Raw genomic sequence first — 25,363 nt, forward strand, 5'->3', positions numbered from 1 at the left:
ATTTCGCGCAGACTTTGAAAAGGCTCCTCTCTATCCCGGCCTTGAAATTCTTTCAAACAGAGCGCTGCGGGCGGTACCATCCCGACCCTCCTGGGACGTGCATGGAAACTGTCGAACGAGCAGGGCGGCGCGTCGGCGCTGCGGGCCTTCTTTTGCTGTGCCTCGCGACCGCCGGCGCAGGGCTCGCGACGAGCGGGTGCCGCGTCAACGAGAACGACATCCACCGGTGGGAGAGCACGGCGCACGGCCCGGACAAGCTCAGGGCGGTGCTGTTTCACGATAAGTACGACAGCTCGCTCCGCGTCGAGGCGGCCACCTCGCTCATCCGCATGAAGCCGCGGCAGGGCCGGCGCGTGGGCATCGGCATCATGGTCGAGACCCTCGCGACCCTGGCGCCGGAGGCCCGGCAAACCATCGTGGCGGCGCTCGTTCCGTCGATCATCGCCGAGCTGAGGAAGCCGCCGCCCGTCGCGCAGCCAGGGCAGCCGCTGCCGCAGGACACGTCGTTCCCTTACAAGGACGCGGCGTACGCCATGCTCACGTCGGATCGGACCGTGATCATCGCGGACGAGGGGCTGAAGGAGGGGCTCAAGGCCGCCCTCATCGACTGGGCGATGGCGGACTTCGAGCACCGGCTCGAGGACCGCTCGCAGGCCTACGGGATGGAGCAGCTCCTGCGCTTCATCGGCCCCGCCGCGGTGGCCGGCCTGCCGAAGCTGATGACCCGCGAGGCGAAGCGGCTCGACCAGCTGGCGTCGCTCGTGGCCGAGTACGGCGACCCGCCGACGAAGGAGGCCGCCTCGGCGAACCTGGTCGCCATCGCCAGGTTCGTCACCTCCGGCGAGTGGACCGCCGTCAAGAAGCCCGAGCTCCAGGCGGCGAACGCCGCGTCGAAGCTCGCGCCGACCGAGAAGCAGTTCGAGGCGCAGCTCGCGCAGTACCAGGAGGAGGAGCTGTTCCGGGTCTTCGGGTCGATGAAGAAGCTCGGCGGCCGGCCGTCGGTGGACTTCCTCCTCGGGTTCGCGGCGGACAAGGAGCAGCCGGAGAAGCGCCGCCAGGCCGCCCTCGCCGCGCTCGAAGGCCGGCTCGATCGCAACAACCCGAGCGACATCCAGCGCATCCTCGAGATCGCGACCGCGGACGCGCCCGACGCGGTGCTCGACCAGGCCTTCCGCCGCGTCGGCGAGATGCCGCGCGAGCTCGTCGTCGAGAAGCTCTACGGCCTCTTCAAGACCGACAAGTGGAAGATCCGCCGCGCCGCCGCCGCGACCATCCTGAAGATGTCGACGGTGAAGCACATCGACGAGTTCATGAGCAGGCTCCCCGACGGCAAGGACAGCAAGGGGTTCGCCATGCCGGAGGCGCTCACGTACGGCGCGGCGCTCGGCGACCTGAAGGAGGGCTCGCCCGTCGAGGCGCTGAAGAAGCACTTCGCCGCGGGCCCGGCGGCGGCGCGGACGAGCGCGATCGCCTACTACTTCACGTTCGGCACGGCGGCCGATCTCCCGGCGGTCAAGCCGCTCGAGGGCGACTCCACGCGCGTGCCGGTCTGCGAGGCCGACCCGGACTGCAAGTGGGCGTGCGAGGTGCAGAAAGAGGGATCGACCGAGCGTGAGCTCAGGGACGTGAAGACCGTCGGCGAGTTCGTTCAGTACTGCATCGAGCCGGCCATGCAGGACAGGAAGCCGGAGCTCGAGAAGGGCGAGAAGAAGTGACGCGCTTCTTCGTCCGCCGCGCGCGTCACGCGCGGCCCAGAGCCGTCAGTTGCTTGCAGGGAAGAGGCCGGGAGGAGGCTTCCCAGCGCAATTCATCCTCCATTATCGTTGGGTAGAGATGAGCGCGGATCCGAACAAGAAAAGCGCACGGACGTTCCAGTGTCGCGATGTCCTTTGGGAGACGTTCGAGCAGATGGCGCGCGAGCTCGAGTGCTCCATCGACTACCTCATCAACGAGTCGATGAAGCAGTACGCGCGGCAGCGAAGCTACAGCCCGCGCACGCCGTTCCCGCCGCCCGCCAGGGGCGACGCGGTGCCCCCCTCCGGGCACATGGCGGTCCCGCACGCTCATCAGGCCAGCGCGCCACCTCCCCTCGCGACGTCCCAGCCGCCCGGGCTGGCGATGTCCGGCTCGGCGCCGCCCCTGGGAGGCTTGCAGCAGCAGCCTGCAGCCGGGATGCCCTACGGCGCCTCGGCGCCTGCGTATGGCGCGCCGTCGCCGCAGTACGGCGTGGCGCCCGTCGGGCCAGGGCCGACGCCGGTCCCGGCGATCACGCCGCCTCCTCCGCCTCCGGGGCAGGTCCGCCCGGGCGCGCCGCCGCCGCCCCCGCCGCCCCCCGGCAGCAGCAGCGCGGGCGGCAAGCGGCCCAGCCTGCCCGTGCCGCCGCCCATTCCGGGTCGCGTCGGCGGCCCGCCGCCTCCACCGACCAGCGTGACGCGCCTCGGCGCGCCGCCGCCGCTCCCGTCGCAGGTCACGAACCCCGGCGGGCGCCAGAGCCTCCCCGGCGCCTCGGCGAGCCGCTCGGGGCCGCCGCCGCCGCCGCTGAGCAACGCCGGCGGTTATGCCTCGCCGATGGGGCCGCCGGTGGCGCCGCCCCTCGCGCCCCCGCTGTCGCCGCCGCCGTATGTCGCTCCGCCGCAGGCCTCCAGCAGCGTGCCGGGGCCGCCGCCGATGGCCATGGGGATGCCGAGTCAGGTCCCCATCGGCCCGACGCTCGCCGCGTTCTACGCGGGGCAGCGGTTCGTGGTGAACAAGGATCGGTTCATCATCGGGCGCGGCAAGCAGTCGAGCGACCTGACGATCAAGGACCCGAACGTGTCGCGCCAGCACGCCATGGTCGAGTTCCTGAACGGCCAGTACTACATGGTCGACATGGGCTCGACGAACGGCGTCGAGTACAACGGCCAGCGCATCGCCCGGAAGGCCATCGTCGAGGGCGATCTCTTCCGGATCTGCGATCACGAAGTGCGCTTCTCCTACCGCTGAACCCGCCGGCCGCGGGCGCGCAGGCGGGAGTTTGGCTGGAGCGCAGGCGAAGGCTTAGGATCTCGCCGCAGGATGACGAAGCGTGGAGGCGCCGAGGCCGGCTCGCAGGAACGGCGGCGCGGCGCGCTGCGACGAGCGCGCCGCGGCGCGCTGCGCGGCGGCGCCGCGGCGCTCGCCCTCGGCGTGGCGATCTGGGGCGGAGCGGTCCTCGCTTCGCAGCTGCCGCCGTGGGTCGCCGCGGGCGACGCCCCGCTGCCGGCGTGGGTCAGGAGCGCGCGCGTGCTCAAGCGCGACCAGCCGCTGTTCGACGCCCCCGGCGAGGGCGCGCGCCGGCGCGGCTCTGTCGATCGCAACGTGCAGCTGCCCCTCTTTGCGGCCAGGCGCGCCGGCGGATGCCTCGGGCGCTGGCTCGAGGTGGGCGCCGCGGCCTGGGTCTGCGACGACGCCGTCGAGCTGTCCGCCGCGGGCCCGATCAGCCCGCTGGTGCGGACGTGGCGCGAGATGCCCGATGGGCTCCCTTACCGCTACTACTTCGTCGGCCCCGACGGGACCTTCGGCTACCGGCGGGCCGAGGCGGCCGACATCGACGCGCCGGACGCGCAGCTCGAGCCCGGCTTCGCGGTGGCGATCGTCGAGGAGCGGAGCGAGGGAGGCGCCCGGTACGGCCGCACGAACAGCGGCTTCTGGTTGCCGATGCGCGATCTCGTTCCGGTGCGCGCGTTCGCGTTCCACGGGGTGGACGTCGCGCCGGGCGCCGCGCAGATCGCGGCCGCGTGGGTCGTGTCGGAGCGGGCTCCGCTCTACACGCGGACGGGGGCGGGCTTCACGCGGACCGAGGAGAGCAAGGTGCGGTTCGAGGTCGTCCCCTACCTGGAGGAGGCGCAGGGCGCCTCGGGGAAGCTCGCGCGCATCGCGGAGGGCGACGTCGCGGCGTGGATCTCGACCCGCGATCTCCGGCGCCCCTCGGTGGCGCCGCCGCCCGAGGTCGACGTCGAGGCGGGTGAGCGCTGGATCGACGTCGAGCGCTCGACGCAGACGCTCGTGGCCTACGAAGGGCCTCGCCCCGTGTTCGCGACGCTCGTCTCGACCGGCAAGGGCGCGCCCGGGTCGCAGCGCGCCACGCCCGCCGGCACCTTCCGGATCTGGGCCAAGCTGCTCACCTCGGACATGGACAACCTCGAGGACGAGGCCGCCGAGCGGTACTACCGGATGGAGGACGTCCCCTACGTCCAGTACTTCTCGAAGGGGATCGGGCTTCACGGCGCGTTCTGGCATCGCTCGTTCGGCCAGGTGCGGAGCCACGGCTGCGTGAACCTGGCCCCGCTCGATGCGCAGCGGCTGTTCTGGTGGACGTCGCCCCGGCTCCCCGCCGGCTGGACGGCCGTCCTCCCCACGGCGCACGAGCCGGGCACCGTCGTGCGCGTGAGGTAGCGGCAGGCGCGAGGCCCGTCAGGGTGGCGGGGAGGGGGGGAGGGGGCGGGAGGGAGCAGCGGAGCCGGGCGCGGTAGGCGCGGCGAGCGCTGGCTCAGGGGGCGATCTTGCCCTGGAGGAAGAACGCGATGACCCAGGAGAGGAGCACGAGCGACTCGATGAGCGCCAGGCCGAGGATCATCGGGGTCTGGATCCGGGCAGCGGCGCCCGGGTTCCGGGAGATGCCCTCCAGGGCGGCGGCTGCCGCGCGCCCCTGGCCCATGGTGCCGCCGAGGGCAGCGATGCCGATCGCGAATCCGGCAGCGACGGCGAGCCACGAGTTCGCGTCGTACTTGTTCGACGCCGCGCCATCCTGCGCCAGCGCCATAGCGGGAACCAGTACCAGCGCAGTGCCGACAACGGCGGACAGCGACAGCTTGCTCTTCAGCGACATCCGAATCTGCTCCTTTCAAGCCACACAGCCCGCGGGGCTGCATGCGAAACATCTGCTTGGGTCGGGGGCCGCGGGGCGGTCCCCCATCGAGATCCGGGGATCGCTCCAGGGACCTCTGCTACTGCTCGGCAGGGGCCGCGCTTCCGCGATCCACCACCGCTGTGGGGCAACCCATCGACAGCGGGGCCCCTCTAATCCGATTTTCGAGGGCTGGCTAGCCTTCTCTTCACCTCCAGCGCCATTCTCCGCGGCGCCGGTGGGCGGCTGACCAGGCGGCCAGGCGAAGCGGTCAGTGGTGGTCTGCCTTCTCGGTCGCGAGCCCGATGTAGATGCAGCTCAGCAGGCAAAACACCAGCGTCTGCACGACGATGACGATGATCGCCAGGAACATCAGGGGCACCGGGACGAACAGCGCGACGAGCCCCAGGAAGATGCTCGCCACGAGGTGATCGACGCCGATGTTGAGCATGAGGCGGATCGAGAGCGTGACCGGGCGGACGCAGGTGGAGATGACCTCGATGGGGAAGATGAGCGGCGCCAGGTACCACTTCGGCCCGGCGAGGTGAGCGAGGTAGCTCCAGCCGTTCTCCTTCAGCCCGTAGTAATTGAACAGGACGAACACCACGACCGCGCACCCGATCGTGATGTTCAGGTTCGAGGTCGGCGGGTTCACCCCCGGGATGAGCGCCGACGCGTTCGAGAAGAAGATGAACGCGGCCGAGCCCCCGATCAGCGGGAAGTACCGCTTCGCGTTCGCGGGCCCCATCACGTCCCGGGCCATGCCGTAGAAGTAGCCGAAGAACGCCTCGAAGAACGTGCGCAGCGTGAGCTTGTCCTCCGGGATCACGGACTCGTTCAGGCGCCGGTACTGGCCGCGGACCTCGCTGGCGAGGAGCACGAACAGCACCATGATCAGAAGGCTCATGAAGATCGGCTCGGTCCCGCGGTAGTCCACGGTGTGGTGACCGATGAACGTCTTGCCGATGTTGCGAGCGTTCTCCCGGAGTCCGGGGAGCTGCGCCAGGAGGTACGTGAGGAACCCTGTGTGCTCAGGCATGGCTTTCGTCGTCGATGCGCCGCGCCGGCAGCCGCGCGGCTGTGCCGGCACGGCCGCGAGCGCTGGCGCGCCTTGTGGGAGTTCGCCCTCGATCGAGGGGCCTCGCCTCTACCACAACTCGTTTACGGTGGGCACCCTGGAGCGCTCCAAGTCGCCTCACGCCGCGCGGGTCGCTCCCGGAGGCCGGTTCCGGCCGGAGCTCAGCCGTGAGCGCCCGGCGGGCTTCCGTCCGCCGGGGGCTTCGGTCCGAACAGCGTCCCCAGGGTGATGCCGACGACGAGCGAGGCGTAGCCGACCATCAAGGCGACGCCCGAGACCACGTCGCTCTTCAGGAGGAGCCACACGCCGCCCATCAGGCCGAGCAGCTTGATCATCGCGATCAGCGTCCACGACACCGTGTGGCCCCGGCGCGAGAGGAACGCGTCGACGATGCGCGCGAAGACGTACAGGTTCACCGTCGCGATGGCGCCTCCGATGCACACGCCGAGCGCCGCGCGCGCGCCGTACGCGAGCAGCGCGGCCACGGACAGGACCGCGGCCGTGCCGGCGACCCAGCGGAGCACAGACCGCATCGTGGCGTCCCCGACGCCGGGCCGCTCCTCCGCGTCGGGCTCCTCGTGCGGCGGGTCGCTACCGGGCGCCCCGGGCCTTCGCTCAGCGCTCATCGTTCCCCTTCGCGTCCTGCAGCCCGTCGGGATCGCGGACGCCGTCGCTCGAGTCTCTCCGGCGCTCGTCGTCCGGCGCGCGCTCGTCCCGCCGTGCCTTCCGGTCGTCGAACCTCGGCGCAGGGTTCCCCTGCTCGCGCTCCTCGCGCTCGGCCACGGCCTGCATTTCCTTCCACGCCCGGAAGACCGCCTTGCCGGCGGCGCCGAGCCCGAAGAAGAACCAGAGCACCGAGAGGTACGGATCGGTCCCGAGCTTCCCGTCGAGCCAGCGGCCGATGAACAGGCCGACCAGCATGCACAGCACCACCTCGAGACCGACGGTCCCGTAGCTTCCGACGGCCTTCCAGTCCTGCTTCATCAGGGGATCCGATCACCGGGCAGTACGTGGGTGCCTCCGGTCGCGATTACAAGCGGTCCCGGACGGGGTCAACCGCCGTCCGGGGCCGCTCGATCGGCACCCACCGCGCACCGCCTGTCGTCCTACCGTCGCGCGACCAGCGCCTCGAGCGAGGAGCGCATCTCCCGCGCGGCCTTGCCGCGGTGGCTCACGAGGTTCTTCTCGGCCTCGCCGAGCTCGGCCATCGTCCGTCCGTAATCCTCCACGACGAACAGCGGATCATAGCCGAAGCCGCCCGCGCCCCTGGGCTGCCTGCCGATCCGCCCCTCGCAGCGCCCTTCGGTCACGATGGGCCGCGCCTCGGACCGCGGATCGAGCAGCACCATCACGCAGCGGAAGCGCGCTCGGCGCCGGTCGTCCGTGACGTCCGCGAGCGCCGCGAGCAGGGCCTCGTTGTTCTCCGCGTCGGTCGCGCCCTCCCTCGCGAAGCGGGCGGACAGGACGCCCGGCCGCCCGTCGAGCGCGTCCACCTCGAGCCCCGAGTCCTCGGCGAGCGTCACCATCGCCGACCGGAGCGCCCCGGCGCGCACCTTGAGGAGCGCGTTGTCGAGGAACGTCGCGCCGTCCTCGACCACCGGCGGCGCGCCCGGCAGCACCTCCGCCAGCGAGAGCACCTCGATCGGGAGGTCGGAGAGCAGCGAGCGCAGCTCCACGAGCTTTCCTCGGTTCGAGGTCGCGGCGAGCAGGCGCAGCGGCTCTCGGCTCACGCGACCCTCCAGCGATCCGTCTGGAAGAGCGCGGAGAAATCGACGCCGGCGCTCGACAGCGCCCGGTGCTGCGCGCTCGCGAGCGACGCCACGCCCGCGAGCGCGAGGTCGGTCATGCGATCGAGCTCCGCCCGGGGGATGGCCTCGTCCTCGGCCGTCGCCTGGACCTCGACGATCGAGCCGACCGCCGTCGCCACGACGTTCATGTCGACGCGCGCCGAGCTGTCCTCGGTGTAGACGAGGTCGAGCGCGAGCCCGCCCGGGAGGTGGCCCACGCTGATCGCCGCCACCTGATCGCGGAGCACCGGCGCATCGAGCGATCCGGCCGCGCGCATCCGATCGAGCGCCAGCGCGAGCGCCACGAACCCGGCGGTGATCGACGCGGTCCGCGTGCCCCCGTCCGCCTCGAGGACGTCGCAGTCGATCGCGATCGTCTGCTCGCCGAGCTCCTTGAGATCGATCGCCGCCCGGAGCGCGCGGCCGATGAGCCGCTGGATCTCCTGCGTGCGCCCGCTCGGGGCCTTGCCCCGCCCGTCGCGCGGCTCCCTGCGGGCTGGGCTCGATCGCGGGTGCATCTGGTACTCGGCCGTGAGCCAGCCCGCGCCCTTGCCCATCATCCAGGCGGGCACGGTGGGCTCGACCGACGCCGTGCAGAGCACGACCGTCCTCCCGGCGCGGTAGAGGACGGATCCCTCTGCGTTGCGGTGGAACCCGAGGATCATCTCCACGGGGCGGTGGACATCGAGGGCGCGGCCGTCAGGGCGATTCACGGGGCCGCCTTAGCACACTTCGCGCGTCGCGCGGGCTCGCCTCGCGGCGGCGCGCTGCGGGCCCGGGCCGCTACATCCCGAACCAGGGGCCCGGGTCGATCACCTCGGCGCCGCGCCTCAGCTCGAAGTAGAGCTTCGCGCCGCCCGGTCCGCTCGCGACCGTGCCCACCCGCGCCCCGCCCGCGAGCTGATCGCCGGCGCGCACGTCCGCGGCGCCGAGGTTCGCGTACACCGAGTAGAGCCGCTCGCCGTGATCGACGATCACGGTGAGCCCGTAGTCCGCGTACGTGTCGGCGAAGGCCACCCGCCCCGCGGCCACGCTGCGGACCGGCGCGCCGTCGAGCGCGGTGAGCTCGACGCCGGGGCCGCCGGCGCCGCGGCGCGACACCTTGCGCACCTCCGCGCGGCCGGCGATCGGGAAGGGGAGCCGCCCCATGAGCGAGCGGAAGCCGGCGCGGCGATCGAGCTCGGCGGGCCCGGTGTCCGCGCCGTAGATCGCGAGGTAGTCGGGGCGCACGCTCGTCTCGAACGCGCGCGAGAACGCGGCGCGGCGCTCTTCCTCCTGGGCCAGCGCGACCCGGGCGCGGTTCATCGCCTCGCGGTGCACCTCGAGCGGCGCCCGCTCCGCTCCGAGGTGCGTGAGCCGGTCCGCGAGCTCGGCGCTGCGCCGGGTCAGCTCCGCCTCGCGGGCGAGGTCGCGCTCGAGGGCGAGCCGGGTGCGCTCCACGCGGGCGGCGTGGTCCACCAGCGCGTCGAACCCGCCGCCCACCGGGAGGAAGCCGGCGCGGACGTGGCGGTAGTACGCGCGCCCGCGCGCGATCATCCGGCGGCGGGTGAGCTCCAGCGCGGGGCCGATCGCGTCGAGCTCCGCGCGCAGCGCCTTCTCCTCGGCGTCGAGCTTCGCGAGCAGGCGATCGAGATCGTTCTCGGCCAGCGCGGAGCCCGGGCGCGCCGCCGGGGCCCTGGCCGCCCAGGCGGACGTGGGCGCCGGGGCGCCCGGCACCTCGGCGCCGCTCGTGGCGGCGCCGGTGAGGAGCGCCAGCGCGAGCGGCGCGAGCCGGGCGCGGCGCCTCACACGGCCACCATCTTGCGCAGCGTGAGCAGCGCGGTCGTGGCGCCGAGCGCGGCCCCGAGGGTGATCATCCCGCACGCGACCTCCCACGGCAGGAACGACGGCGAGACGCCGAGCAGGTTGGCGAGCTCGTGATCGAAGCGGCCGCGCACCATCATGAACAGGGCGCCCAGCACGAGCAGCGCGCCGACCGCGCCCGCGGCGCCCTGCGTGGCGCCCTCGACGATGAACGGCCGGCGCACGAAGCCGTCGGTCGCGCCGACCAGCTTCAGCACCTCGACCTCCATCTTCCGGCGATGCAAGAGCAGGCGCATCGTCGAGCCGATGACGCTCACGACGGCGCAGAGGACGATCGCGGCGAGGCACGCGCTCGCGGCGACGCCGCCGCTGAGGAGGGACGACAGCCGCTCCGTCCAGCGCTGGTACGTCTCCACCGTGTCCACGGCCGGCAGGGCGCGCAGCTTCACCGTCATCGAGGCGAGCGCCTCGTCGGACACCTCCTCGGTGAAGCCGACCTCGAGCGACGCGGGGAACGCGCTCGGCGGGAGCGCGGCGAGGGCCTTGTCGCCGTCGTCGTGCACCACCTCGCGGCGCGCCTCGGCGCTCGTCACGAGCCGCACCTTCTTCACGCCCTCGGTGCCCTCGAGCGCGCGGGTGAGCTCCGCGGTCTGCGCCTCGGTCGCGTTGTCGCGCAGGTAGACCGTGGCGCGGCCGGCGCGCGACCAGCGATCGCGCACCGCCATGAGGTTCGTGACCACGAGGAGGGCCGACGCGAGGCAGACGAACGCGACCGCGAGCGAGAAGATCGACAGCGCCTGCAGCCGCCAATCGCTCCTCCCTGCCCGCCAGGTGCGAAGCCATCTCCGCCGATCGTCACGCTCGCTGGTCTGCATCCGGTTCCCTCTATCCGTCTCGTGAGGCGGAGTCCTCGGCGCTACGCCGCGCCGCGCACGCCGCTATCCATCTCGTCCTCGTCGCCGTCCGCGAGCTCGCCGCCGGACCCGAGGCCGTGCGGTACGTCGGTCGCCTTCCCGTCGTCGAGCACGACCACGCGCCGGGGGCGCACGTCGAGCAGCGTCCGATCGTGCGTCGCGAACAGGACGGTCGTGCCGGTCTCGTGGATGTCCTCGAACAGCCCGAGCAGATCGATCGCGAGCTGCGGGTCGAGGTTGCCCGTCGGCTCGTCCGCGAGGATCAGCGTCGGCTCCCCGACGATCGCCCGCGCGATCGAGACGCGCTGCTGCTCGCCGCCGCTCAGCACCTGCGCTCGGTCGCCGCCGCGCCCCGCCAGGCCGACGCGCTCGAGCGCCTCGCCGACCCGGGTCCGGAGCAGGCGCGACGGGAGGCCGAGCACCTCCAGCGTGATGGCCACGTTGTCGAACACGGTCCAGCTCGGGACCAGCTTGAAATCCTGGAAGACGAAGCCGATGTTGCGCCGGAGCGCGGGGATCGACGCGTCGGTCAGGCGCGCGATGTCCCGGCCGAGGAAGAGGATCCGGCCATCGTCGACGCGCTCGGTGCGGTGCACGAGGCGGAGGAGCGTGCTCTTGCCCGAGCCGCTCGGGCCCGTGATGAACACGAACTCGCCGCGCTCGATCGAGAGCGACATCCCGCGCAGCACCGGCTGATCGGCGCGGTACGACTTGTAGACGTCCTCGAAGACGAGGATCGGCCGGCGCGCGGCGGACGCGTCGTAGCGGTGGCCGGGCCGGAGCGCCGGACGAAATGAGCCTTGCAGAGGGGGCGCCGCCATCGGAGCCTTCACCTATCAGCCTGCTCGCACACGGAAAACTTTTCGGCCGACGCTCGGGCGAGCGCCCTCTGCGGGTCGCCTTTTTCGGCCTCCCGCTGGCGGCGTTGCTGCTCCACGGCGACGGTCACGACATCGCCCTCGCCGCGATCAGCCGCGCCGACGCGGTGGGGCTCCGCCGGGCCCGCCGGCTCTTCGGCTCGCGCCTCCTGCTGCGTCCCGACGTCGAGCGCCCGGAGCTCGCGTCGCGCGTCGAGGCGCTCGCGCCCGATCTCCTGGTGAGCTGGTTCTGGACCACGCGCCTGCCGATGTCGCTCGTGAGGGCGGCGCGGCTCGGCGGGATCGGCGTGCACCCCTCGCTGCTCCCCCGTCATCGCGGGCCGGACCCAACGTACTGGGCGATCGCCTCGGGGGACGCCGAGAGCGGCGTCACGGCGCACCGGATCGAGGCGGAGTACGACACCGGCGACATCCTGGAACAGGAGAGGCTCCGCATCGATCCGGGGTGGACCGCGTGGCAGCTCGCCCGGGCGCTCGACCGGCCGAGCCTCCGGGTTCTGCGGCGCACGGTCGCCCGGTTCGCGCGCGGCGAGGAGGTGGCGGGCCTCGCCCAGGATCCGGCGCTCGCGACGCAGGCGCCTGCGCCGGACGACGAGGCGTGCGCCATCTGCTGGTCCTGGCCGACGGAGCGCGTCCTCCTGCACGTCCGCGCCCTCGCGCCGGCCCCGGGAGCGTGGACCGAGATCGAGGGCGCCTGCGTCATCGTCCTGCGGGCCGCGCCGGCGGCGAGCTTCCCCGAAGCGCTCGCGCCCGGCGAGGCGGTGGTCGAGGGCGGGGCGGTCCTGGTGCGGACCGGCGACACGGCCGTCGCGCTGCTGGAGGGGGAGATCGACGGAGAGCCGGCGTCGGTGGGTGAGCTCGCGGCCCTCGTGGCGTCGGGGGCGTCGCGCGGGTGACCGTCGGCAGGGGGCGCTTGGCGGCCGGCCGCGTCGCCGGCGGGGTCGCCTGGCCGGCTCGCGGCCATCGAATCCTGAACCGATGCGCGCGCGACCGCGTAGGATGCGCCCTTCGGAGGATTCATGTCGGAACCCGCGCAGCTTGCGAAAAGCGCCCGCGAACTGCTCGCCGCGGCGCTCAATGCGCTCCAGTCGAACGGGGGGGTGTCGCCTGAGATCGAGGCGCTCGCCGAGCCGATAGCGCAGGCGATGGGCATCATGCACCGCATCGAGCGCTCCGGGGGTCAGGCCCTCGACGGCAGCGAGATCGCGCTCGGCCATGTGCGCGACGTCCTGAACCGCCTGCAGAGGATCACCGCGGCCGATCCGGTGGTGGACGTGCTGATGGAGCACGTCGCCTCCTCGCTGAGCAAGGTCAACGCGCTGAGCAGGGCGCAGGCCGCCGGCGCCTCCGCGCAGGCGCGTGCGCCCGTAGCGGCGGCCGCGCCGGCGCCCGTCGTGGCGGTGGCTGCGCCAGCACCTGTAGCGCCAGCGCCTGTAGCGGTGGCCGCGCCAGCGCCGTTCGCGCCTGTGCCCGTCGCTGCGCCGCCCGCGCCTGCGCCTGCGGCGGTGGCCGCGCCCGCGCCGTTCGCGCCTGCGGCGGTGGCCGCGCCCGCGCCGTTCGCGCCTGCGCCTGCGGCCGCGCCCGCGCCGTTCGCACCTGCGCCTGCGGCGGTGGCCGCGCCCGCGCAGGTCGCTCCTGTGCCCGCGGTGGCCGTGTCTCCGCCCCTCCAGCACACGCTCCCCTCGCCGCAGCAGCCGCGGCGTGCGCCGGCGCCCGCCTCGCCCGCTTACCCCGCCGCCTCGCACCCGGCCGCGGATCCACGCGGCGCTCCGCCGCCCCAGGCCATGCCGCAGCCCGTCGACCACCGCGCGCACGCGGCGGTCGTCGATGTCGAGCTCGGCGCTCTGACACCGTCGAATTTTTACAAGGGACTGGCAGGCAACGACGTCATCGAGCACGGGGGCATCTTCGTCGCGACCTACAAGATCCCGCCGACGGGCTCCGTCGTGACCCTGCGTGTCCGCCTGCCGGGCAACTACGAGTTCACCGCGCAGGCCGCGGTCCGGTGGACGCGCGAGGCAGGCGGCTCGAGGGACTCGGCCGAGCCAGGCTTCGGCGCCCGGATCACGCAGATCTCGGCGGAGGGCCGGCAGCTCGTGTCCCGGTTCACGCGGAACAGGGAGCCGCTCTTCTACGACGACCTCTGAGGTCGCCGCGCCGCCTCGATCTTGGTGAACTCTTCTCCCGTGCGCGCCGGCTCGAGAGCGACCCCGCCGCTCCACCGCGCAGCGTCCGTCCTCTCTGCCGTCGCCCTCGCGGCGCTGCTGCTCCTCGCGCCGCGGCCGGCCCGGGCGACGGGCGACCCCGATCTCGCCTTCTGGACGTTCGAGACCGCCCACTTCCGCGTGCACTACCCGCAGGGCCTCGAGCCCATCGCGGCGCGCATCGCCTCGCTCGCCGAGACGATCTACGGGCGCGTCGAGGATGCGCTCGGCTACGCCCCGCAGGGCCGCACGGAGATCCTGATCACCGACGACTCCGAGATGGCGAACGGGTCGGCCGGCACGCTCCCCTACAACTCGATCCACCTCCTCGCATCCGGTCCGGACGACCTGTCGACGCTCGGCGACTACGACGACTGGTACCTCGATCTCCTCACGCACGAGTTCACGCACATCGCGCACATCGATAACACGTCGGGGATCCCGGCGATCCTGAACGCGATCGTGGGCAAGACGTTCTCGCCGAACCAGGTGCAGCCGCGGTGGATCATCGAGGGGCTCGCCGTGGTGAGCGAGAGCCACCACTCGAGTGGTGGCCGGATGCGCTCGAGCATGTTCGACATGTACCTGCGCGCCGACGTGCTCGAGGACAACATCGCGGGGCTCGATCAGATCTCGAGCTCCGCGTACCGCTGGCCGCAGGGGAACCTCTGGTATCTCTACGGATCGAGGTTCCTGGGCTGGATCATCGACGTCTACGGGCCCAACACGATGCGCGCCGTCTCCGCCGACTACGGGGCGTCGCTCCTCCCGTGGGGGATCAACCGCGCCATCCGCCGCGTGACCGGCAGGACCTACGTCGAGCTGTACGAGGGCTGGAAGGACCACCTCCGCCGGCTCTACCGAGAGCAGATGGCGGCCGTCGAGGCGCGCGGGCTCCGCGAGGGCGCGCGGCTCACCCACCACGGGCGCAACGTGCTCTACCCGCGGTTCGTCCCGCCCGCCGCGCGCCGGACCGCTGCAGACGAGATCGTCTACTTCCGCGACGACGGCAGGGAGCGCCCCGGTATCTACCGCGTCCCTCTCGCCGCGCCCGCGCCCGGGAGCGAGCGCCACGAAGCGCTGGTCGCGCGCACCAACGCGCCCTCGCGACCGGCGTTCACGCCGGCAGGTGACCTGATCTTCACGGCGCTCCTGCCGTGGCGCAACCACTACTACCGAAACGATCTGGTCTCGCTCCCGCGCGGCGAGGCGGCGCCCGACGGCGACGAGCCCTGGCGGCGCCGGTTGACGCACGGCCTCCGATCCGCGGCCCCGGACGTGAGCCCGACCGGAGATCTCGTCGCCTTCTCCCTCAACAGCAAGGGCACCCGCTACCTGGAGATCGCGCGGCTCTCCAGGGATGGCGCCCTGTCCGAGCGGCGCGATCTCGTCCCGAGCGCCCGCTTCGAGCAGGCCTACTCCCCGTCGTTCTCGCCCGACGGCAAGCGCCTCGCGTACAGCGTCTGGACCGCCGGCGGCTATCGCGACATCCGCGTGGTGGACGTCGCCACCGGCGGCTTCCGACAGGTGACCCGCGATCGCGCCATCGACATGAACCCCGTCTGGTCGCCCGACGGCGAGACGCTCTATTTCACCTCCGATCGCACCGGCATCCACAACGTCTACGCCTACGGCGTCTCGTCCGGCGCGTTGCGCCAGGTCACGAACGTGAGACTCGGGGCCTTGCACCCGGCGATCAGCCCCGATGGCAAGACGCTTGTCTATGTCGGATATACCTCTCGGGGCCACGACCTCTTCGCCATGCCGCTCGATCCGGCGCGCTTCCTCCCGGCGCCGCCGCCCCCGGGCGATCGCCCCGATCCCGCCGCCGAGCCTTCGGCGGCGCGGCTCGAGCGCGTCCCTTACAACCCGCTTCCCACGCTCGCGCCGCGCGCGATCACGCTCGACTACGCGCCCGGGAGCTATGGCTCGAACGCGCTCACGGTGAGCGTGACCGGCACCGACATCGTCGGTCGCCACACGATCTTCGGCGAGCTCACCGTGCAGCCGGACGCGCCGGCCCCGAACGTCCTGCTCGGGTACAACTACGGCCGCCTGCCCGTCGACCTCGGCGTCCGCGCGTACCACAACATCTCGCCGCGCGGCGGCTACCGCCTCAACGGCCGAAACGTCGTCTACGACGAGCGAACGATCGGGATCTCCTCCGGCATCAGCTATCCGATCCGCGGCGAGTTCTCGCGGCATACGCTGAGCGCGTCGTTCGGCAGCGCCGCGTTCAAGGGGCAGCTCCCCATCGGCGACAAGCTCGACCCGTACGCGCCCCGGACCATCCTCCCGCCGCGGGGCACCCTGAACCTCGCGCACCTCGGCTACGCATTCTCGAACGCCGAGGGCTCGCTCGACGCCGCCGGCGCGTCGCGCGGGGTGTCGCTGAGCGCTGGGCTCGATTACGCCGGCCCGGAGACGGGCAGCAGCTATACGACCTACGCGTTCTCGACGGGCCTCACCGCCTACGTCGCCATGCCCTGGTCAGGCGATCACACCCTCGCGTTTCGCGTCGCCGGGGCGGTGTCTGGCGGCAACTTCCCCCGGGGCGCCAGCTATGGCGTGGGCGGGTACGATCTCGAGAACCTCACCCTCGTCGACACATTGCTCACCGGGGTCACGAATAGCTCGTTCACGCTCCGTGGCTACGCGCCGGGCGCGATGTTCGGCCGCTCCTACTTCTCGCAGACGTTCGAGTACCGCGTGCCCGTCCTGCAACCCGACCGCGGCCTCGTGACGCTGCCGATCTACCTGCGCCGCGTCGACGCGAGCCTCTTCCTCGACCACGGCGGCGCATTCAACCGCTTCGACATGGACGACCTCGCCCTCTTCACGCGGAAGAGCCTGCTCTACTCGCCCCAGCTGCACGCCTCGGTCGGCGGCGAGCTGTGGCTGAGCTTGAGCATCGGGTACGTCCTCTCCTCGCAGCTGCGCTTCGGGTACGCCTACGGCCTGAGCGATCCCGCGATCCCTGGCGGTCAGTTTTACTTCGTCGCGACGAACTCGTTCTGAGCGCCGCGCGCCTGCTGGAAATTTTGCCCGCGCCGACCCCTTCGCCCAGGGTGCTCGGCATGCGCCGCATCCTCCTCGCCTTGAGCCTCTTGCCCCTCGCCGGCTGCGGCATCGCCCCGAGCACGTCCCAGCGCCTCACCGAAGCGGCGCTCGAGATGAACACGGCCGCCCGGTTCGGCCGCATGGATGTCGCGCTCGAGCGCGTCGGCTCGAGCGCGCGCCAGGATTTCATGAATCGTCACGCCGGGTGGGGCACGCGCCTCCGGGTCGTCGACGTGGAGTTCGGCGGCTTCGAGATGACCCAGCGCGAGGAAGCCGAGGTCTACCTCGACGTCCTCTGGCTGCGGAACGACGAGGCCACGGTCCGCAGCACCCGGGTGGCGCAGCGCTGGCGCGACGAGCGGGGCCATTGGGAGCTCATCGGCGAGGAGCGAAGGGAGGGCGACACCGGGCTCCTCGGCGAGCCCCCGGCCAAGGAGCCCCAGCCCACGCAGAATGGGGCTGGCGATTCGGCGAGCGGGACCGACATGGGCCGGCAGCCCGGCCTGAGCCTTCACACGCGCGTGATTCGCGACGAGTGAACGCCGCCGTTGACGAGGTGTGCGGCCGCGCGCCGAGGGCGCGCCGGGCCGAGCACAACGCCGGCGTGCGACGACGGTGAGCGACGGGATCGCAACAGCGCGGCGATGCGACGGGTGGCGCGTGGTGCGCGGTCGATCGACCGCGCCTCGCACCACGTCAAGCAGCCGGCGAAGGGCTCGCAGGAGCGGCGCTCTTGGGAGCGCGGGGCTTCTTGGCCTTGCCAGCGACCTCCGCCGGGGCCTTCGCCAGCTTGCTGCGCTTGGCGCGCTCCTTCTTGGCAGCCTGCGCCTTGCGGCGCCTCATCTTCATCGACTGGCGGCGATCGCGCTTGCCCATCTGCTTCAATCTCCTCACGGTCGGGGGCGCGGCATCATGACGACAGCTCGCCAGGCGAGCCCCATCCTGCACCGGTGGATGGCCTACCGCGGGGCCCCTCAAAGGGAGCGGGACTCTGCCCAAGAGCGAATGGAAGCGCAAGGGGCAATGCGCGCGGAGATGCAGTTCTCGTGCTAGACGAGTGTGCAGTGCATCGCGCCGTCGTGAGGCGTTAACCTCGGCCTCCCCGCGCGGTCACGTCAGAGGCGCGTGGTCACATCAGCGGCGCGCGCTCGTTCTGAAGGATCCGGAGGATCCGCGCCGCCTGAGCCGCACCTGGCAGGGCTCAGCCGCCGACCGCGCCGTCCAGCGCGACTTCGCGGCCGCGCACCTCGAGGCGGTACCGGGAGTTCACGGTCTCTATGTAGAAGACCTCGCGCCCGGCGAGGCGCAACACGCGCTTGACCGGCGTCGTGACATATTCATGCATTCCGTCGGAGAACTCGATGACGATGACCGAGCCTTTCCGTGGTGCACGGACGAGCCGGCCAACGACTGCGCGTGATCCCCGGCCGAGCTTGCGGAGCACAACCTGCACAACAGAGATGCTAGCACGCGGATCTCGGCCGAGCACAAGCTGCACAAGCAGCACCTCTCGCAACTAGGTCCCACCCTGGCCCAGGGTGTCCGGCTGCATCGGAGCCGTCCGGACCTTCGCGCCGCGGACGGCGAGCCGGCGGGAAGGGTCGCCCCCCGGCGGAAAGTTTCCATGAATCGATCGCCGCCGCGGCCTGTACGTTGAGCCTGCACACCTGCCGCAACCAGGCAGGCACACAGGTCCATGACGCACCGTCATCGCCGGATCCTGGTGAGGGCGGAAATCACGACGAACGATTTCGGCCTTACGGAGGCCTCGTGAAGGCTGCGCGGTGGTCCTGCTGACGGGCCGACAATGCGCAGCCGTCGTCGGCCGAGGGGACCTCGCCGGGGGCACGGCGCCGCGTTCAGGTGCATCTGCGCAGCGCGGCGCCGATCGGCCTGGCGCGCTGCGGCTCGTCGACCCCGCGTCAGCGGCGGAGTGCTGTCGCGCCCGTCCGGTTGTTCGGATCGCGCACGCCGGGCGCGCCCTTGTCGGCGAAGTAGGTGCGGAGCATGTCGCAGGCGACGTTCGTCGCCTTCACCCGCCATTTCGCGCCGTTGGCGACCATCACGGAGATGGCGACCTCGGGCTTGCGGCTCGGCGCGAACCCGACGAACCAGGTGTAGAAGGGCCCCTCGGGCGTCGGTTTCGTGAGCGTCCCCGTCTTGCCCGCGACGCGGATATCCGGGAGGTAGGGGCGGCCGTTGCGATCATGGAACGAACGGTAGCTCGTGCCGTTATCCACCGTCGCCTCCATCATCGCGGTCACCGCGTTGGCCGTGCTCTCGTCCATCACCCGCTTGAGCACCTGGCGCTCGCTCGGGCCCTGGTAGATGTCGCCGATCTCGTCCTTGACGCTCGACACGACGTGGAGCCGGATCATCTCGCCGCCATTGGCGATCGTGGTCGCCAGGTTCGCCCCCTGGAACGGCGACAGCGTCGTGTTCCAGAAGCCCGCCGCGGTCCGCGCGAAGCCGAGATCGTCTTCCGGGAGCGAGATCGTGCTCGTCGCGACCTTCACGTCGAACGGCGTGTCCTGACCCCAGCCGAGCTTCTCGGCCACGGCGCCGAGCTTCTCGTGGTCGAGGTTCTTCGCGGCGAGCCGCGCGAACACCGTGTTGATGCTCCGGCCCATCGCCTGCGCGAGCGTCGCGCAGTACTTGTCGCGGCGCTTGTTGTCGACCATGTCCGCCGGCCGGATCGAGTGCTCGCCGCCCGAATAACACTGCTTGGTGTTCGGGCTCAGGCCCGCCTCGACGAGGGCGGTGCCGGTCACGACCTTGAAGACGCTCGCCGACGGCGCGGTGGCCTCTGCGGCGACGTCGTGCATCGCCCCCTCGTTCACGTAGCTCGCCCAGACCAGCACCTTCCCGGTGCGGATATCGGTCATGACGACCGCGCCCTCCGGGACCTGGCCTGCCCGCAGGAAGCCGAGCGCCGCCCGCTGGTACAGCGGGTCGACGGTCAGCTCCGCGACGCGGTCGCCGTGCGCCGGCGCCGTGGGCGGGGTCCTCCGGTCGTCGATGCGCGTCAGATCGAGGTCCGTGAGCGGCGGCGGCGTCACGGTCCGCGTGATCGTCGGGCCCCCGGCGGTCGTCTTCTTGGCGAGCAGCCCCCCGAGCTGGACGTCGTGCTCGCGCAGCATGGGGAGGGTCACAGCCACGAGCCCCACGGCTGCACCGACGGCGATCCACTGACGCATGTCGCGCATGGCCCGACGGGTACCCCGCCGCGCTGCCCTGGGCCAAAATTGAGGCGCGCGACCTTGTCGGCGAGGCGCCCGCGCTGGAGCGCCCGCGGCGCGGATCGTTGGAGGCCAAAAGGATGAGGGGCGCGGCCGGGACGCCGGCCGCGGTGGGGCGGGGGCGCGTCAGAACGACATGCTGAGCCGGGCGCCGAGCTCGTGCAGCGCGTGCGCGTCCGGATCGGCGGGGGTCACCGTATTGCCGGGCACCCGGAGGAGGTTCTCGCTGGAGCCGCTGCCGGGCGTCAGGTAGGCGCTGTAATTCACGCCGAGCCGTATGTTTTTCGTGTACCAGTAGTTCGCGGCGAGGCCGATCTGCATGACGTTGAGGTCGGTGCCCGGCCCCCCGTCGGCGCCCGGCGTCTTCTCGTCGTACGCACCCCCGCGCGACGCGCCGTCGTACGTCGCGTTGATCCCCGCGAGGAGCGCCGCCACCTCGAGCCCCGACTTCGGCTTCTCGAGCTCCTTCGACAGATCGACCTTCGTGGGGCGCGGGGAGAACCCTGGATCGCCGCTGACGAAGGCGTGGCCGACCGGCCACGCCGAGAGCTGCACGTACCAGCCGAGCCCCTTCACCTGCCCGAGCCGTTCGGTGTTGGTCAGCTGAAAGCCCTCCACGGCCTCGCGCGTGTCGTTCGCGACGTAGTACGCCTCGGCCCGGAGCTCGACCATCTCGATGGGCAGCCGGAGCTCGCCGCCGATCGCGGCCTGCGAGGCCGACGGGATGACGTGGATGGGGCGCTTCAGCGAGTCCGTGTAGCCGGCGCCCCAGAGCGTATAGCCCTGCGCCGTCCTGATGGACGCATAGTCGTAGCCCACGTACCTGTGGTCGCGGTCGCCGTAGCGCGCGCTGACGCCGATCTGCGCCTTCGCGAGCAACCCCTTCTTGTCGCTCGCGAACGGGCGCGCGACCACGCGGCCGATGAAATCGAACTCGCTGTCGACGCCCGGCCGGTTCTGCCCGTCGCCGCCGACCATGCTGACGCCGTAGACGACCATCCTGTCGGCGACGTCGCCCCAGATCGTCAGGCCGATGTCCTTGCCCTCGGGGTAGGCGAAGCTCCGGGTCGCGATGTTGCGCTCCATGAACGTCGTGCTGTTGTCGCTCGTCTGGTTATCCATCGAGAAGAACGCCTGGTGCTGCCCGAACAGGAAATTGAGCGCGGGCATGACCGAGTAGTTGATCCAGGCGTCGGCGAGCACGGCGTTCGCGGTGGTGCTCTCGACGGGCGCGAAGCGCGCGGTCTCGGCGGTCGGCGCTTGCCCGGCTGCGGCGGCCGCGTTCTCGCTCCGGCCGTTGGCGTTCGCGAGCCCCTGGCCGCCGAAGTCGACGTCGACATCGAAGGAAAACCTCTTCAGGAACTCGCCGGCCACCTCGAGCCGCGCGCGGCGGATGAAGAAGCGCGGCTTGAGCGCGCTCCCACCGCTCGCTGCCGACACGTCCGACACGCCGGCGCCGAAGCTGCTGGCGAAGTCGAAGTTCAGCCTCCCCTTCGGGTAGAGCCGGAAGTTGTCGTTCGCGTCCCGGAGGAAGAAGCCGCCGTGCCAGCCGGCGAGCGGCCGCTGCTCTTCTCTCACGATGGCGGCACCGGCGGTCGGCGCGAACACCTGCGCAGGCGGAGGAGGCGGCGGCGCGGCCGTCGGTGCGGCTCCAGGGGGCGGGGGCGGCGGCAGCTCCTCGGCGGGCGGCGCCGCGTCGGGCGTCGGAGCGGCAGCGGGCGTCGGAGCGGCAGCGGGCGTCGGAGCGGCAGCGGCAGCGGGCGGAACCGCGCCGGCAGGGGCCGCCGGGGCAGCGGCTGGAGGCGGCGGTGGGGCAGGTTGCCCTGGGCCCGGAGGTCCAGGCTGTGCTAGCGCCGAAAGGCCCGACAGCGTAACAGTCATGCCCAGCAGCGCCGATGTAGCTAACCTCATGCAGTTCTCCCTGTGTGCGGCTCGCCCGCTCGCCGGATCTCGCATGCACTGCGACGCGAAATTATGACCAGGACGTTACGATTCTGTGTAGGCCATACGGCGAGCGAGCGCGACGTTCGAGCGGGATGTGAGCCGCGTCAAGGTCCCGCTCATGGAGTGGTGGCGGCACATGCCGGCGACGGAGCGCCGGGGCAGAGGCGGGGAAGGATCACGGGATGACGACCAGCGTGCGGATCACGGCGGATGTCGAGGTGCTCGACAGCACCACCTTGGTGGCCCTCGCCGGGCCGGGGAACGAGCATCTCAAGCTCATCGCGCGCACTCTTGGCATCGAGTCGGGCGTTCGAGGCAACACGATCCGGCTCGCCGGGGACGCCGACAAGGTCGCGCTCGCCGAGCGGTGCCTGGCAGAGGCCGCGCAGATGTTGAGGAGCGGCGTGGTCCTCGATCCCCAGGACTACGTGCGCGGAGTGCAGGCGCTCCGGGACGACCCGGGGATGACCTTGCGGGAGCTGTTCGAGGACGTCGTGCTCATCTCGGCGCGCCGCCGGCCCATCTCGGCGAAGGGGCTGGCGCAGAAGCGCTACATCCAGGCGATCCGATCGCACGACATGACGTTCGGCATCGGGCCGGCGGGGACGGGCAAGACCTACCTCGCGATGGCCATGGCGGTGCACGCGCTGCTCGAGCGCCGCGTGAAGCGGATCATCCTGACCCGTCCTGCCGTCGAGGCGGGAGAGCGGCTCGGCTTCCTCCCCGGCGATCTCGCCGAGAAGGTGAATCCTTACCTGCGCCCGCTCTACGACGCGCTCCATGACATGATGGATGCGGACAAGGCGCAAGGCCTCGTGACGCGCGGTCAGATCGAGGTCGCGCCGCTGGCCTTCATGCGCGGCCGCACGCTCAACGATTGCTTCGTCATCCTCGACGAGGCGCAGAACGCGACGAGCGACCAGATGCGCATGTTCCTCACCCGCCTCGGCTACGCCTCCCGCGCCGTGGTGACGGGCGACGTCACGCAGGTCGATCTCCCGCACGGCGCGCGCAGCGGCCTCGCGGAGGCGCGCGAGCTGCTCGCGGGGATCGACGGGATTGCGATCTGCTCGTTCACCGAGGTCGACGTCGTGCGCCACCCGCTCGTGCAGCGGATCATCGTGGCGTACGAGCAACGGGACGCCGAGGTGGCACGCCAGCGCGAGGAGCGGCGGGCGGAGGCGGGTCGCGGCGGCGCGCGCGGCGGCGCCGCGGGAGAGGCCGGGGCTGCGCCGCAGGAGCCGCAGGGCCGCGCGCCGGCAGGCGAGCCGGGAGGAGCCGGCGCGGCGAGCTGACGCGCGACGCAGCCGGGCGAGGCGCCGGCGTCGGCGTCTCGCCAGGCTGCGCTGATCATTTCTTCTTCAGCTCGATGGGGGACTCGCGCACCAGGAGGGCATCGGGCCCGGTCACCCGGATCCTGCCGTGGATGGCGTTCTCCTTCAGCTCGCCGACCAGGACGCCGGTCATCGCGTTCGGCGCGCGCGGATCGTCGGGGAAGACCGATGCGCGGACCATGCCGTCCTCGACCTTTCCCACGAGCGTCGCGTCGCCGAGCGCTCCCTTCGCGGTGCCCTTCAGCTCACCGCTCGGCTCGATGGTCAGCGTCACCGTCCCAGGGCCGGTGACCTGCTTCCCGTCGTCCTTCTGGCGCGCGGCGTCCTTGACCTTCGGGGGCATCACGACGCTGCCTTTCTTGGCGTCGTAGCGCCCTTCCCAGGTCCCTTGCCATGCGGGCGTGCCCTTCGGCTCGCCCGCGTCTCCCGGCGCGCTTGCGCTCGGGGGCTCTGCTGCGGCCGAGCTGGCCGCGGGCGGCGCGAGCCCCGCGCTCGGCTGGGGCGGCGGGGGCGCGGGCCGCTCCGGCTCGCTCGGGCGAGGCGGGTTCTCCTCGCATGCCGCGAGGACGACGGCGAAGGACAGGAAGAGCGCGGAGGCAACGCCGCGCGCGCGGCGAGCTCGTGTTCCGGTGGCGTTCACGTGGACGCTTTTATTACGAGCCGGGCTGGCCGTCGCGTCGATTTGACGTGCCCGCGCCGCGCCCCGGATCGGCGCGCGGCGCCTCCGGATCAGGAGGCCCTGCGGAGCGCGAGGGTCCGGTGCCGGTCGCTCGTCACTTGAGCGCATTCGGGGGAAATCCGGAGCGAGCGCAGCATCTCACGCACCTCGTCGAGCGAGAGCGCCGCGCGCAGCGAGCCCGGCCTGCTCGACATGGCGGCGCGCGAGTTCGAGCCTCGCCGCGGAGAGATCGATCGCCTCGATCCGCGCGGCGGGGCGCGCCTGCAAAGCGCGATGGGCAACAGGCACGTCCCTGCGCCGACGTCGAGGGCGGTTGCGAGACCGGGGTTGTGGGAGAGGAGCGCATCGCAGAGCGCCGTGTTCGCGGCGGCGTGGTCCATGCTGTCGTAGGCCCGCGCGTCCTCGTCGGTATCCATGGCCTCTGGCTCGAGCACGCGCACCAGCGACATGCGCGCATCCTTCTCCGCGGCCGAAGCGCGTGTCAACCGATTGTCGGCGGCTGGTCAATCTCGGCCGCCGGTCGGACGGAGGTCGAGCGGGGGCGGGGTGGATCCTGGGCGTCGTAGATATGGACAGGAAGGCGTTTGAAGAAGTCGAGGCGGAGCCGGCCGGCTCCCCGCCGTCGTCCTCCCATTGGAGCAGGCGCCAATGTCGTAGAGGACGTGCCCCCACGGTGGACGCGCGGACTCGCGCTCGCGAGCGTGGGGCCGAAGGCTGAGCTCTCTCGGAAGGGCACGATCGGAGAGGCCGAAGACGATGATGAGCGCGCCTCCGCGCTCTGCTATGTAACGAGGTGTCTTGCGGGATGAGCCTGAGCCGCGCGCACACGCCGGTCCGCCGGGCACGACGGCCTTCAAGCGCCTACCCAGCGGGAGCGGCGGGCGGCGGCCGCGCGCGTGATGTCGAGAGCGGCCCGAGCGGGCCTACGGCGGCGGGACCGGCGCCGAGTCGTCATTTCGAAGAGCTCGGCGGGTTGGCGCGCGATCGGGCGGTCAGCGTGGGTCCGCGCAATCCCGGGCGTGATGAGCGGATGTCGTGTCGAGAGCTCGACCCGGACTCCCGCCCCGCCGGCGCTCATAGCGAAGCGTCCGTGCTGCGCCCCACCCGCCGAGCGGGGCATCCTATCTCGCCTCCGCATAGGTCAGTCGTGCGCCCGGGGCGTGCAATGTAGCCGCGCGCCGGCCGCCTGTGGTCGCCAGGCGGTCGCACCCTGCGTGAGGCGCTTCAATGATTGGGGGTGGCGAGGCTCGCGCCGGGTCGCTGCGCCTCGCGGATGTGCGCGCGCCCGCATTGCCGCCCGTGACGGGCGCGGCCCGAGGCGCGGGGTTGCTCGGTTCTCGGACGGTGCTTACCTGACCAGACCCGAGCACCCGAGACACGCAATGCCGCGGTGCATCGTCAAGGGGGCCGAGCGAGGATTGGCGCGGCCCAGGGGCCGTCCTGCGCGGGGGAGGGGTCTCGGCCATCAATCGACGCTGGCGGGCTTCATCGCTCGGCGCCTGTCGAGCAAAGCAGCCCAGCCGTTCGGGGCCGTCCCGTCCAATGAGCTCTCCGATTGAGCCCGCCCGCAGCGCCTATT

General features: G+C 71.9%; 23 protein-coding genes. 8 read left to right on the plus strand and 15 right to left on the minus strand.

All coding sequences use genetic code 11. The features are described from left to right. Positions 1-101: 101 nt before the first annotated feature. From ACSRUE_RS08595 to ACSRUE_RS08605, 3 genes are all read left to right on the plus strand, one after another. Positions 102-1,715 carry a hypothetical protein gene (locus ACSRUE_RS08595; protein WP_441290589.1) on the plus strand — a complete coding sequence of 538 codons (1,614 nt, stop codon included), beginning with the start codon at positions 102-104 and terminating at the stop codon, positions 1,713-1,715. Positions 1,716-1,833: 118 nt separating this feature from the next. Beyond that, positions 1,834-2,982 carry an FHA domain-containing protein gene (locus tag ACSRUE_RS08600; protein WP_437763648.1) on the plus strand — a complete coding sequence of 383 codons (1,149 nt, stop codon included), beginning with the start codon at positions 1,834-1,836 and terminating at the stop codon, positions 2,980-2,982. Between the two features lie 72 nt (positions 2,983-3,054). Next, a complete protein-coding gene (locus tag ACSRUE_RS08605) occupies positions 3,055-4,413 on the plus strand; it encodes a L,D-transpeptidase (protein WP_441290590.1) in 1,359 nt (452 codons plus the stop codon). Positions 4,414-4,507: 94 nt separating this feature from the next. On the opposite strand, the gene ACSRUE_RS08610 is transcribed toward ACSRUE_RS08605, so the two are convergent. The 9 genes from ACSRUE_RS08610 to ACSRUE_RS08650 all read right to left on the minus strand — a co-directional run bounded on the left by ACSRUE_RS08610 (position 4,508) and on the right by ACSRUE_RS08650 (position 11,267). Beyond that, positions 4,508-4,846: an ATP synthase F0 subunit C gene (locus ACSRUE_RS08610; RefSeq protein ID WP_012240589.1), complete on the minus strand. Its 339-nt coding sequence runs from the start codon at positions 4,844-4,846 to the stop codon at positions 4,508-4,510. Positions 4,847-5,135: 289 nt separating this feature from the next. After that, positions 5,136-5,903 (minus strand): F0F1 ATP synthase subunit A, encoded by a 768-nt coding sequence (gene atpB / locus ACSRUE_RS08615; protein ID WP_272102099.1) that lies wholly within the window; start codon positions 5,901-5,903, stop codon positions 5,136-5,138. A gap of 200 nt (positions 5,904-6,103) precedes the next feature. Then, entirely contained in the window at positions 6,104-6,568 is a 465-nt protein-coding gene (locus ACSRUE_RS08620; RefSeq protein ID WP_437742286.1) for an ATP synthase subunit I, read from the minus strand. After that, positions 6,558-6,926, minus strand: a complete 369-nt coding sequence (locus tag ACSRUE_RS08625) for an AtpZ/AtpI family protein (protein WP_441290591.1) — start codon at positions 6,924-6,926, stop codon at positions 6,558-6,560. Before ACSRUE_RS08625 ends, ACSRUE_RS08620 begins: the two co-directional genes overlap by 11 nt. A gap of 122 nt (positions 6,927-7,048) precedes the next feature. Then, complete coding sequence (rdgB, locus tag ACSRUE_RS08630; protein WP_441290592.1) at positions 7,049-7,672, minus strand: RdgB/HAM1 family non-canonical purine NTP pyrophosphatase; 624 nt, start codon at positions 7,670-7,672, stop codon at positions 7,049-7,051. Continuing rightward, positions 7,669-8,442 (minus strand): ribonuclease PH, encoded by a 774-nt coding sequence (rph, locus tag ACSRUE_RS08635; RefSeq protein ID WP_437763652.1) that lies wholly within the window; start codon positions 8,440-8,442, stop codon positions 7,669-7,671. Before rph ends, rdgB begins: the two co-directional genes overlap by 4 nt. Before the next feature lie 70 nt (positions 8,443-8,512). Then, the gene (locus tag ACSRUE_RS08640; RefSeq protein ID WP_437763653.1) at positions 8,513-9,517 is read right to left on the minus strand and encodes a murein hydrolase activator EnvC family protein; all 1,005 of its coding nucleotides are present in this window, start codon (positions 9,515-9,517) and stop codon (positions 8,513-8,515) included. Continuing rightward, positions 9,514-10,407 (minus strand): cell division protein FtsX, encoded by an 894-nt coding sequence (locus ACSRUE_RS08645; protein WP_441290593.1) that lies wholly within the window; start codon positions 10,405-10,407, stop codon positions 9,514-9,516. The genes ACSRUE_RS08640 and ACSRUE_RS08645 overlap by 4 nt, the downstream gene beginning before the upstream one ends. Positions 10,408-10,448: 41 nt before the next feature. After that, positions 10,449-11,267, minus strand: coding sequence for a cell division ATP-binding protein FtsE (locus tag ACSRUE_RS08650; RefSeq protein WP_012240581.1), 819 nt, complete (start codon positions 11,265-11,267; stop codon positions 10,449-10,451). A gap of 104 nt (positions 11,268-11,371) precedes the next feature. Between ACSRUE_RS08650 and ACSRUE_RS08655 the strand changes: the two genes are divergently transcribed. The 4 genes from ACSRUE_RS08655 to ACSRUE_RS08670 all read left to right on the plus strand — a co-directional run bounded on the left by ACSRUE_RS08655 (position 11,372) and on the right by ACSRUE_RS08670 (position 17,127). Further along, positions 11,372-12,220, plus strand: a complete 849-nt coding sequence (locus ACSRUE_RS08655) for a methionyl-tRNA formyltransferase (protein ID WP_441290594.1) — start codon at positions 11,372-11,374, stop codon at positions 12,218-12,220. A gap of 123 nt (positions 12,221-12,343) precedes the next feature. Next, on the plus strand, positions 12,344-13,471 hold the full coding sequence (locus tag ACSRUE_RS08660) for a hypothetical protein (protein WP_441290595.1): 1,128 nt from the start codon (positions 12,344-12,346) through the stop codon (positions 13,469-13,471). Positions 13,472-13,495: 24 nt separating this feature from the next. After that, the gene (locus ACSRUE_RS08665; RefSeq protein ID WP_441290596.1) at positions 13,496-16,546 is read left to right on the plus strand and encodes a BamA/TamA family outer membrane protein; all 3,051 of its coding nucleotides are present in this window, start codon (positions 13,496-13,498) and stop codon (positions 16,544-16,546) included. Between the two features lie 59 nt (positions 16,547-16,605). After that, positions 16,606-17,127 carry a hypothetical protein gene (locus ACSRUE_RS08670; RefSeq protein WP_437763658.1) on the plus strand — a complete coding sequence of 174 codons (522 nt, stop codon included), beginning with the start codon at positions 16,606-16,608 and terminating at the stop codon, positions 17,125-17,127. A gap of 157 nt (positions 17,128-17,284) precedes the next feature. Here ACSRUE_RS08670 and ACSRUE_RS08675 read toward each other — a convergent pair whose 3' ends face one another. The 4 genes from ACSRUE_RS08675 to ACSRUE_RS08690 all read right to left on the minus strand — a co-directional run bounded on the left by ACSRUE_RS08675 (position 17,285) and on the right by ACSRUE_RS08690 (position 21,405). Further along, the gene (locus tag ACSRUE_RS08675; RefSeq protein WP_044967002.1) at positions 17,285-17,464 is read right to left on the minus strand and encodes a hypothetical protein; all 180 of its coding nucleotides are present in this window, start codon (positions 17,462-17,464) and stop codon (positions 17,285-17,287) included. A 325-nt stretch (positions 17,465-17,789) separates the two neighbouring features. Next, entirely contained in the window at positions 17,790-18,086 is a 297-nt protein-coding gene (locus ACSRUE_RS08680; protein ID WP_437546551.1) for a hypothetical protein, read from the minus strand. 424 nt (positions 18,087-18,510) lie between these two features. Next, positions 18,511-19,794, minus strand: a complete 1,284-nt coding sequence (locus ACSRUE_RS08685) for a penicillin-binding transpeptidase domain-containing protein (protein WP_441290597.1) — start codon at positions 19,792-19,794, stop codon at positions 18,511-18,513. A 159-nt stretch (positions 19,795-19,953) separates the two neighbouring features. Beyond that, positions 19,954-21,405 (minus strand): porin, encoded by a 1,452-nt coding sequence (locus tag ACSRUE_RS08690; protein ID WP_441290598.1) that lies wholly within the window; start codon positions 21,403-21,405, stop codon positions 19,954-19,956. A 548-nt stretch (positions 21,406-21,953) separates the two neighbouring features. Here ACSRUE_RS08690 and ACSRUE_RS08695 point away from each other — a divergent pair. Further along, entirely contained in the window at positions 21,954-23,066 is a 1,113-nt protein-coding gene (locus ACSRUE_RS08695) for a PhoH family protein (RefSeq protein WP_441290599.1), read from the plus strand. A gap of 55 nt (positions 23,067-23,121) precedes the next feature. Here ACSRUE_RS08695 and ACSRUE_RS08700 read toward each other — a convergent pair whose 3' ends face one another. Both ACSRUE_RS08700 and ACSRUE_RS08705 read right to left on the minus strand, forming a co-directional pair. Then, complete coding sequence (locus tag ACSRUE_RS08700) at positions 23,122-23,745, minus strand: hypothetical protein (protein ID WP_441290600.1); 624 nt, start codon at positions 23,743-23,745, stop codon at positions 23,122-23,124. Between the two features lie 89 nt (positions 23,746-23,834). Beyond that, entirely contained in the window at positions 23,835-24,233 is a 399-nt protein-coding gene (locus ACSRUE_RS08705) for a hypothetical protein (RefSeq protein ID WP_441290601.1), read from the minus strand. Positions 24,234-25,363: the final 1,130 nt, after the last annotated feature.

It is taken from the genome of Sorangium sp. KYC3313 (assembly GCF_052075895.1).
In the GTDB taxonomy this organism is placed as follows: domain Bacteria; phylum Myxococcota_A; class Polyangia; order Polyangiales; family Polyangiaceae; genus Sorangium; species Sorangium cellulosum_B.

Coding starts and splice junctions, on each gene's coding strand:
- ACSRUE_RS08595 (WP_441290589.1), top strand. CDS start 102: ATGGAAACTGTCGAACGAGCAGGGCGGCGCGTCGGCGCTGCGGGCCTT.
- ACSRUE_RS08600 (WP_437763648.1), top strand. CDS start 1,834: ATGAGCGCGGATCCGAACAAGAAAAGCGCACGGACGTTCCAGTGTCGC.
- ACSRUE_RS08605 (WP_441290590.1), top strand. CDS start 3,055: ATGACGAAGCGTGGAGGCGCCGAGGCCGGCTCGCAGGAACGGCGGCGC.
- ACSRUE_RS08610 (WP_012240589.1), bottom strand. CDS start 4,846: ATGTCGCTGAAGAGCAAGCTGTCGCTGTCCGCCGTTGTCGGCACTGCG.
- atpB (WP_272102099.1), bottom strand. CDS start 5,903: ATGCCTGAGCACACAGGGTTCCTCACGTACCTCCTGGCGCAGCTCCCC.
- ACSRUE_RS08620 (WP_437742286.1), bottom strand. CDS start 6,568: ATGAGCGCTGAGCGAAGGCCCGGGGCGCCCGGTAGCGACCCGCCGCAC.
- ACSRUE_RS08625 (WP_441290591.1), bottom strand. CDS start 6,926: ATGAAGCAGGACTGGAAGGCCGTCGGAAGCTACGGGACCGTCGGTCTC.
- ACSRUE_RS08645 (WP_441290593.1), bottom strand. CDS start 10,407: ATGCAGACCAGCGAGCGTGACGATCGGCGGAGATGGCTTCGCACCTGG.
- ACSRUE_RS08650 (WP_012240581.1), bottom strand. CDS start 11,267: ATGGCGGCGCCCCCTCTGCAAGGCTCATTTCGTCCGGCGCTCCGGCCC.
- ACSRUE_RS08660 (WP_441290595.1), top strand. CDS start 12,344: ATGTCGGAACCCGCGCAGCTTGCGAAAAGCGCCCGCGAACTGCTCGCC.
- ACSRUE_RS08670 (WP_437763658.1), top strand. CDS start 16,606: ATGCGCCGCATCCTCCTCGCCTTGAGCCTCTTGCCCCTCGCCGGCTGC.
- ACSRUE_RS08675 (WP_044967002.1), bottom strand. CDS start 17,464: ATGGGCAAGCGCGATCGCCGCCAGTCGATGAAGATGAGGCGCCGCAAG.
- ACSRUE_RS08685 (WP_441290597.1), bottom strand. CDS start 19,794: ATGCGCGACATGCGTCAGTGGATCGCCGTCGGTGCAGCCGTGGGGCTC.
- ACSRUE_RS08695 (WP_441290599.1), top strand. CDS start 21,954: ATGACGACCAGCGTGCGGATCACGGCGGATGTCGAGGTGCTCGACAGC.
- ACSRUE_RS08705 (WP_441290601.1), bottom strand. CDS start 24,233: ATGTCGCTGGTGCGCGTGCTCGAGCCAGAGGCCATGGATACCGACGAG.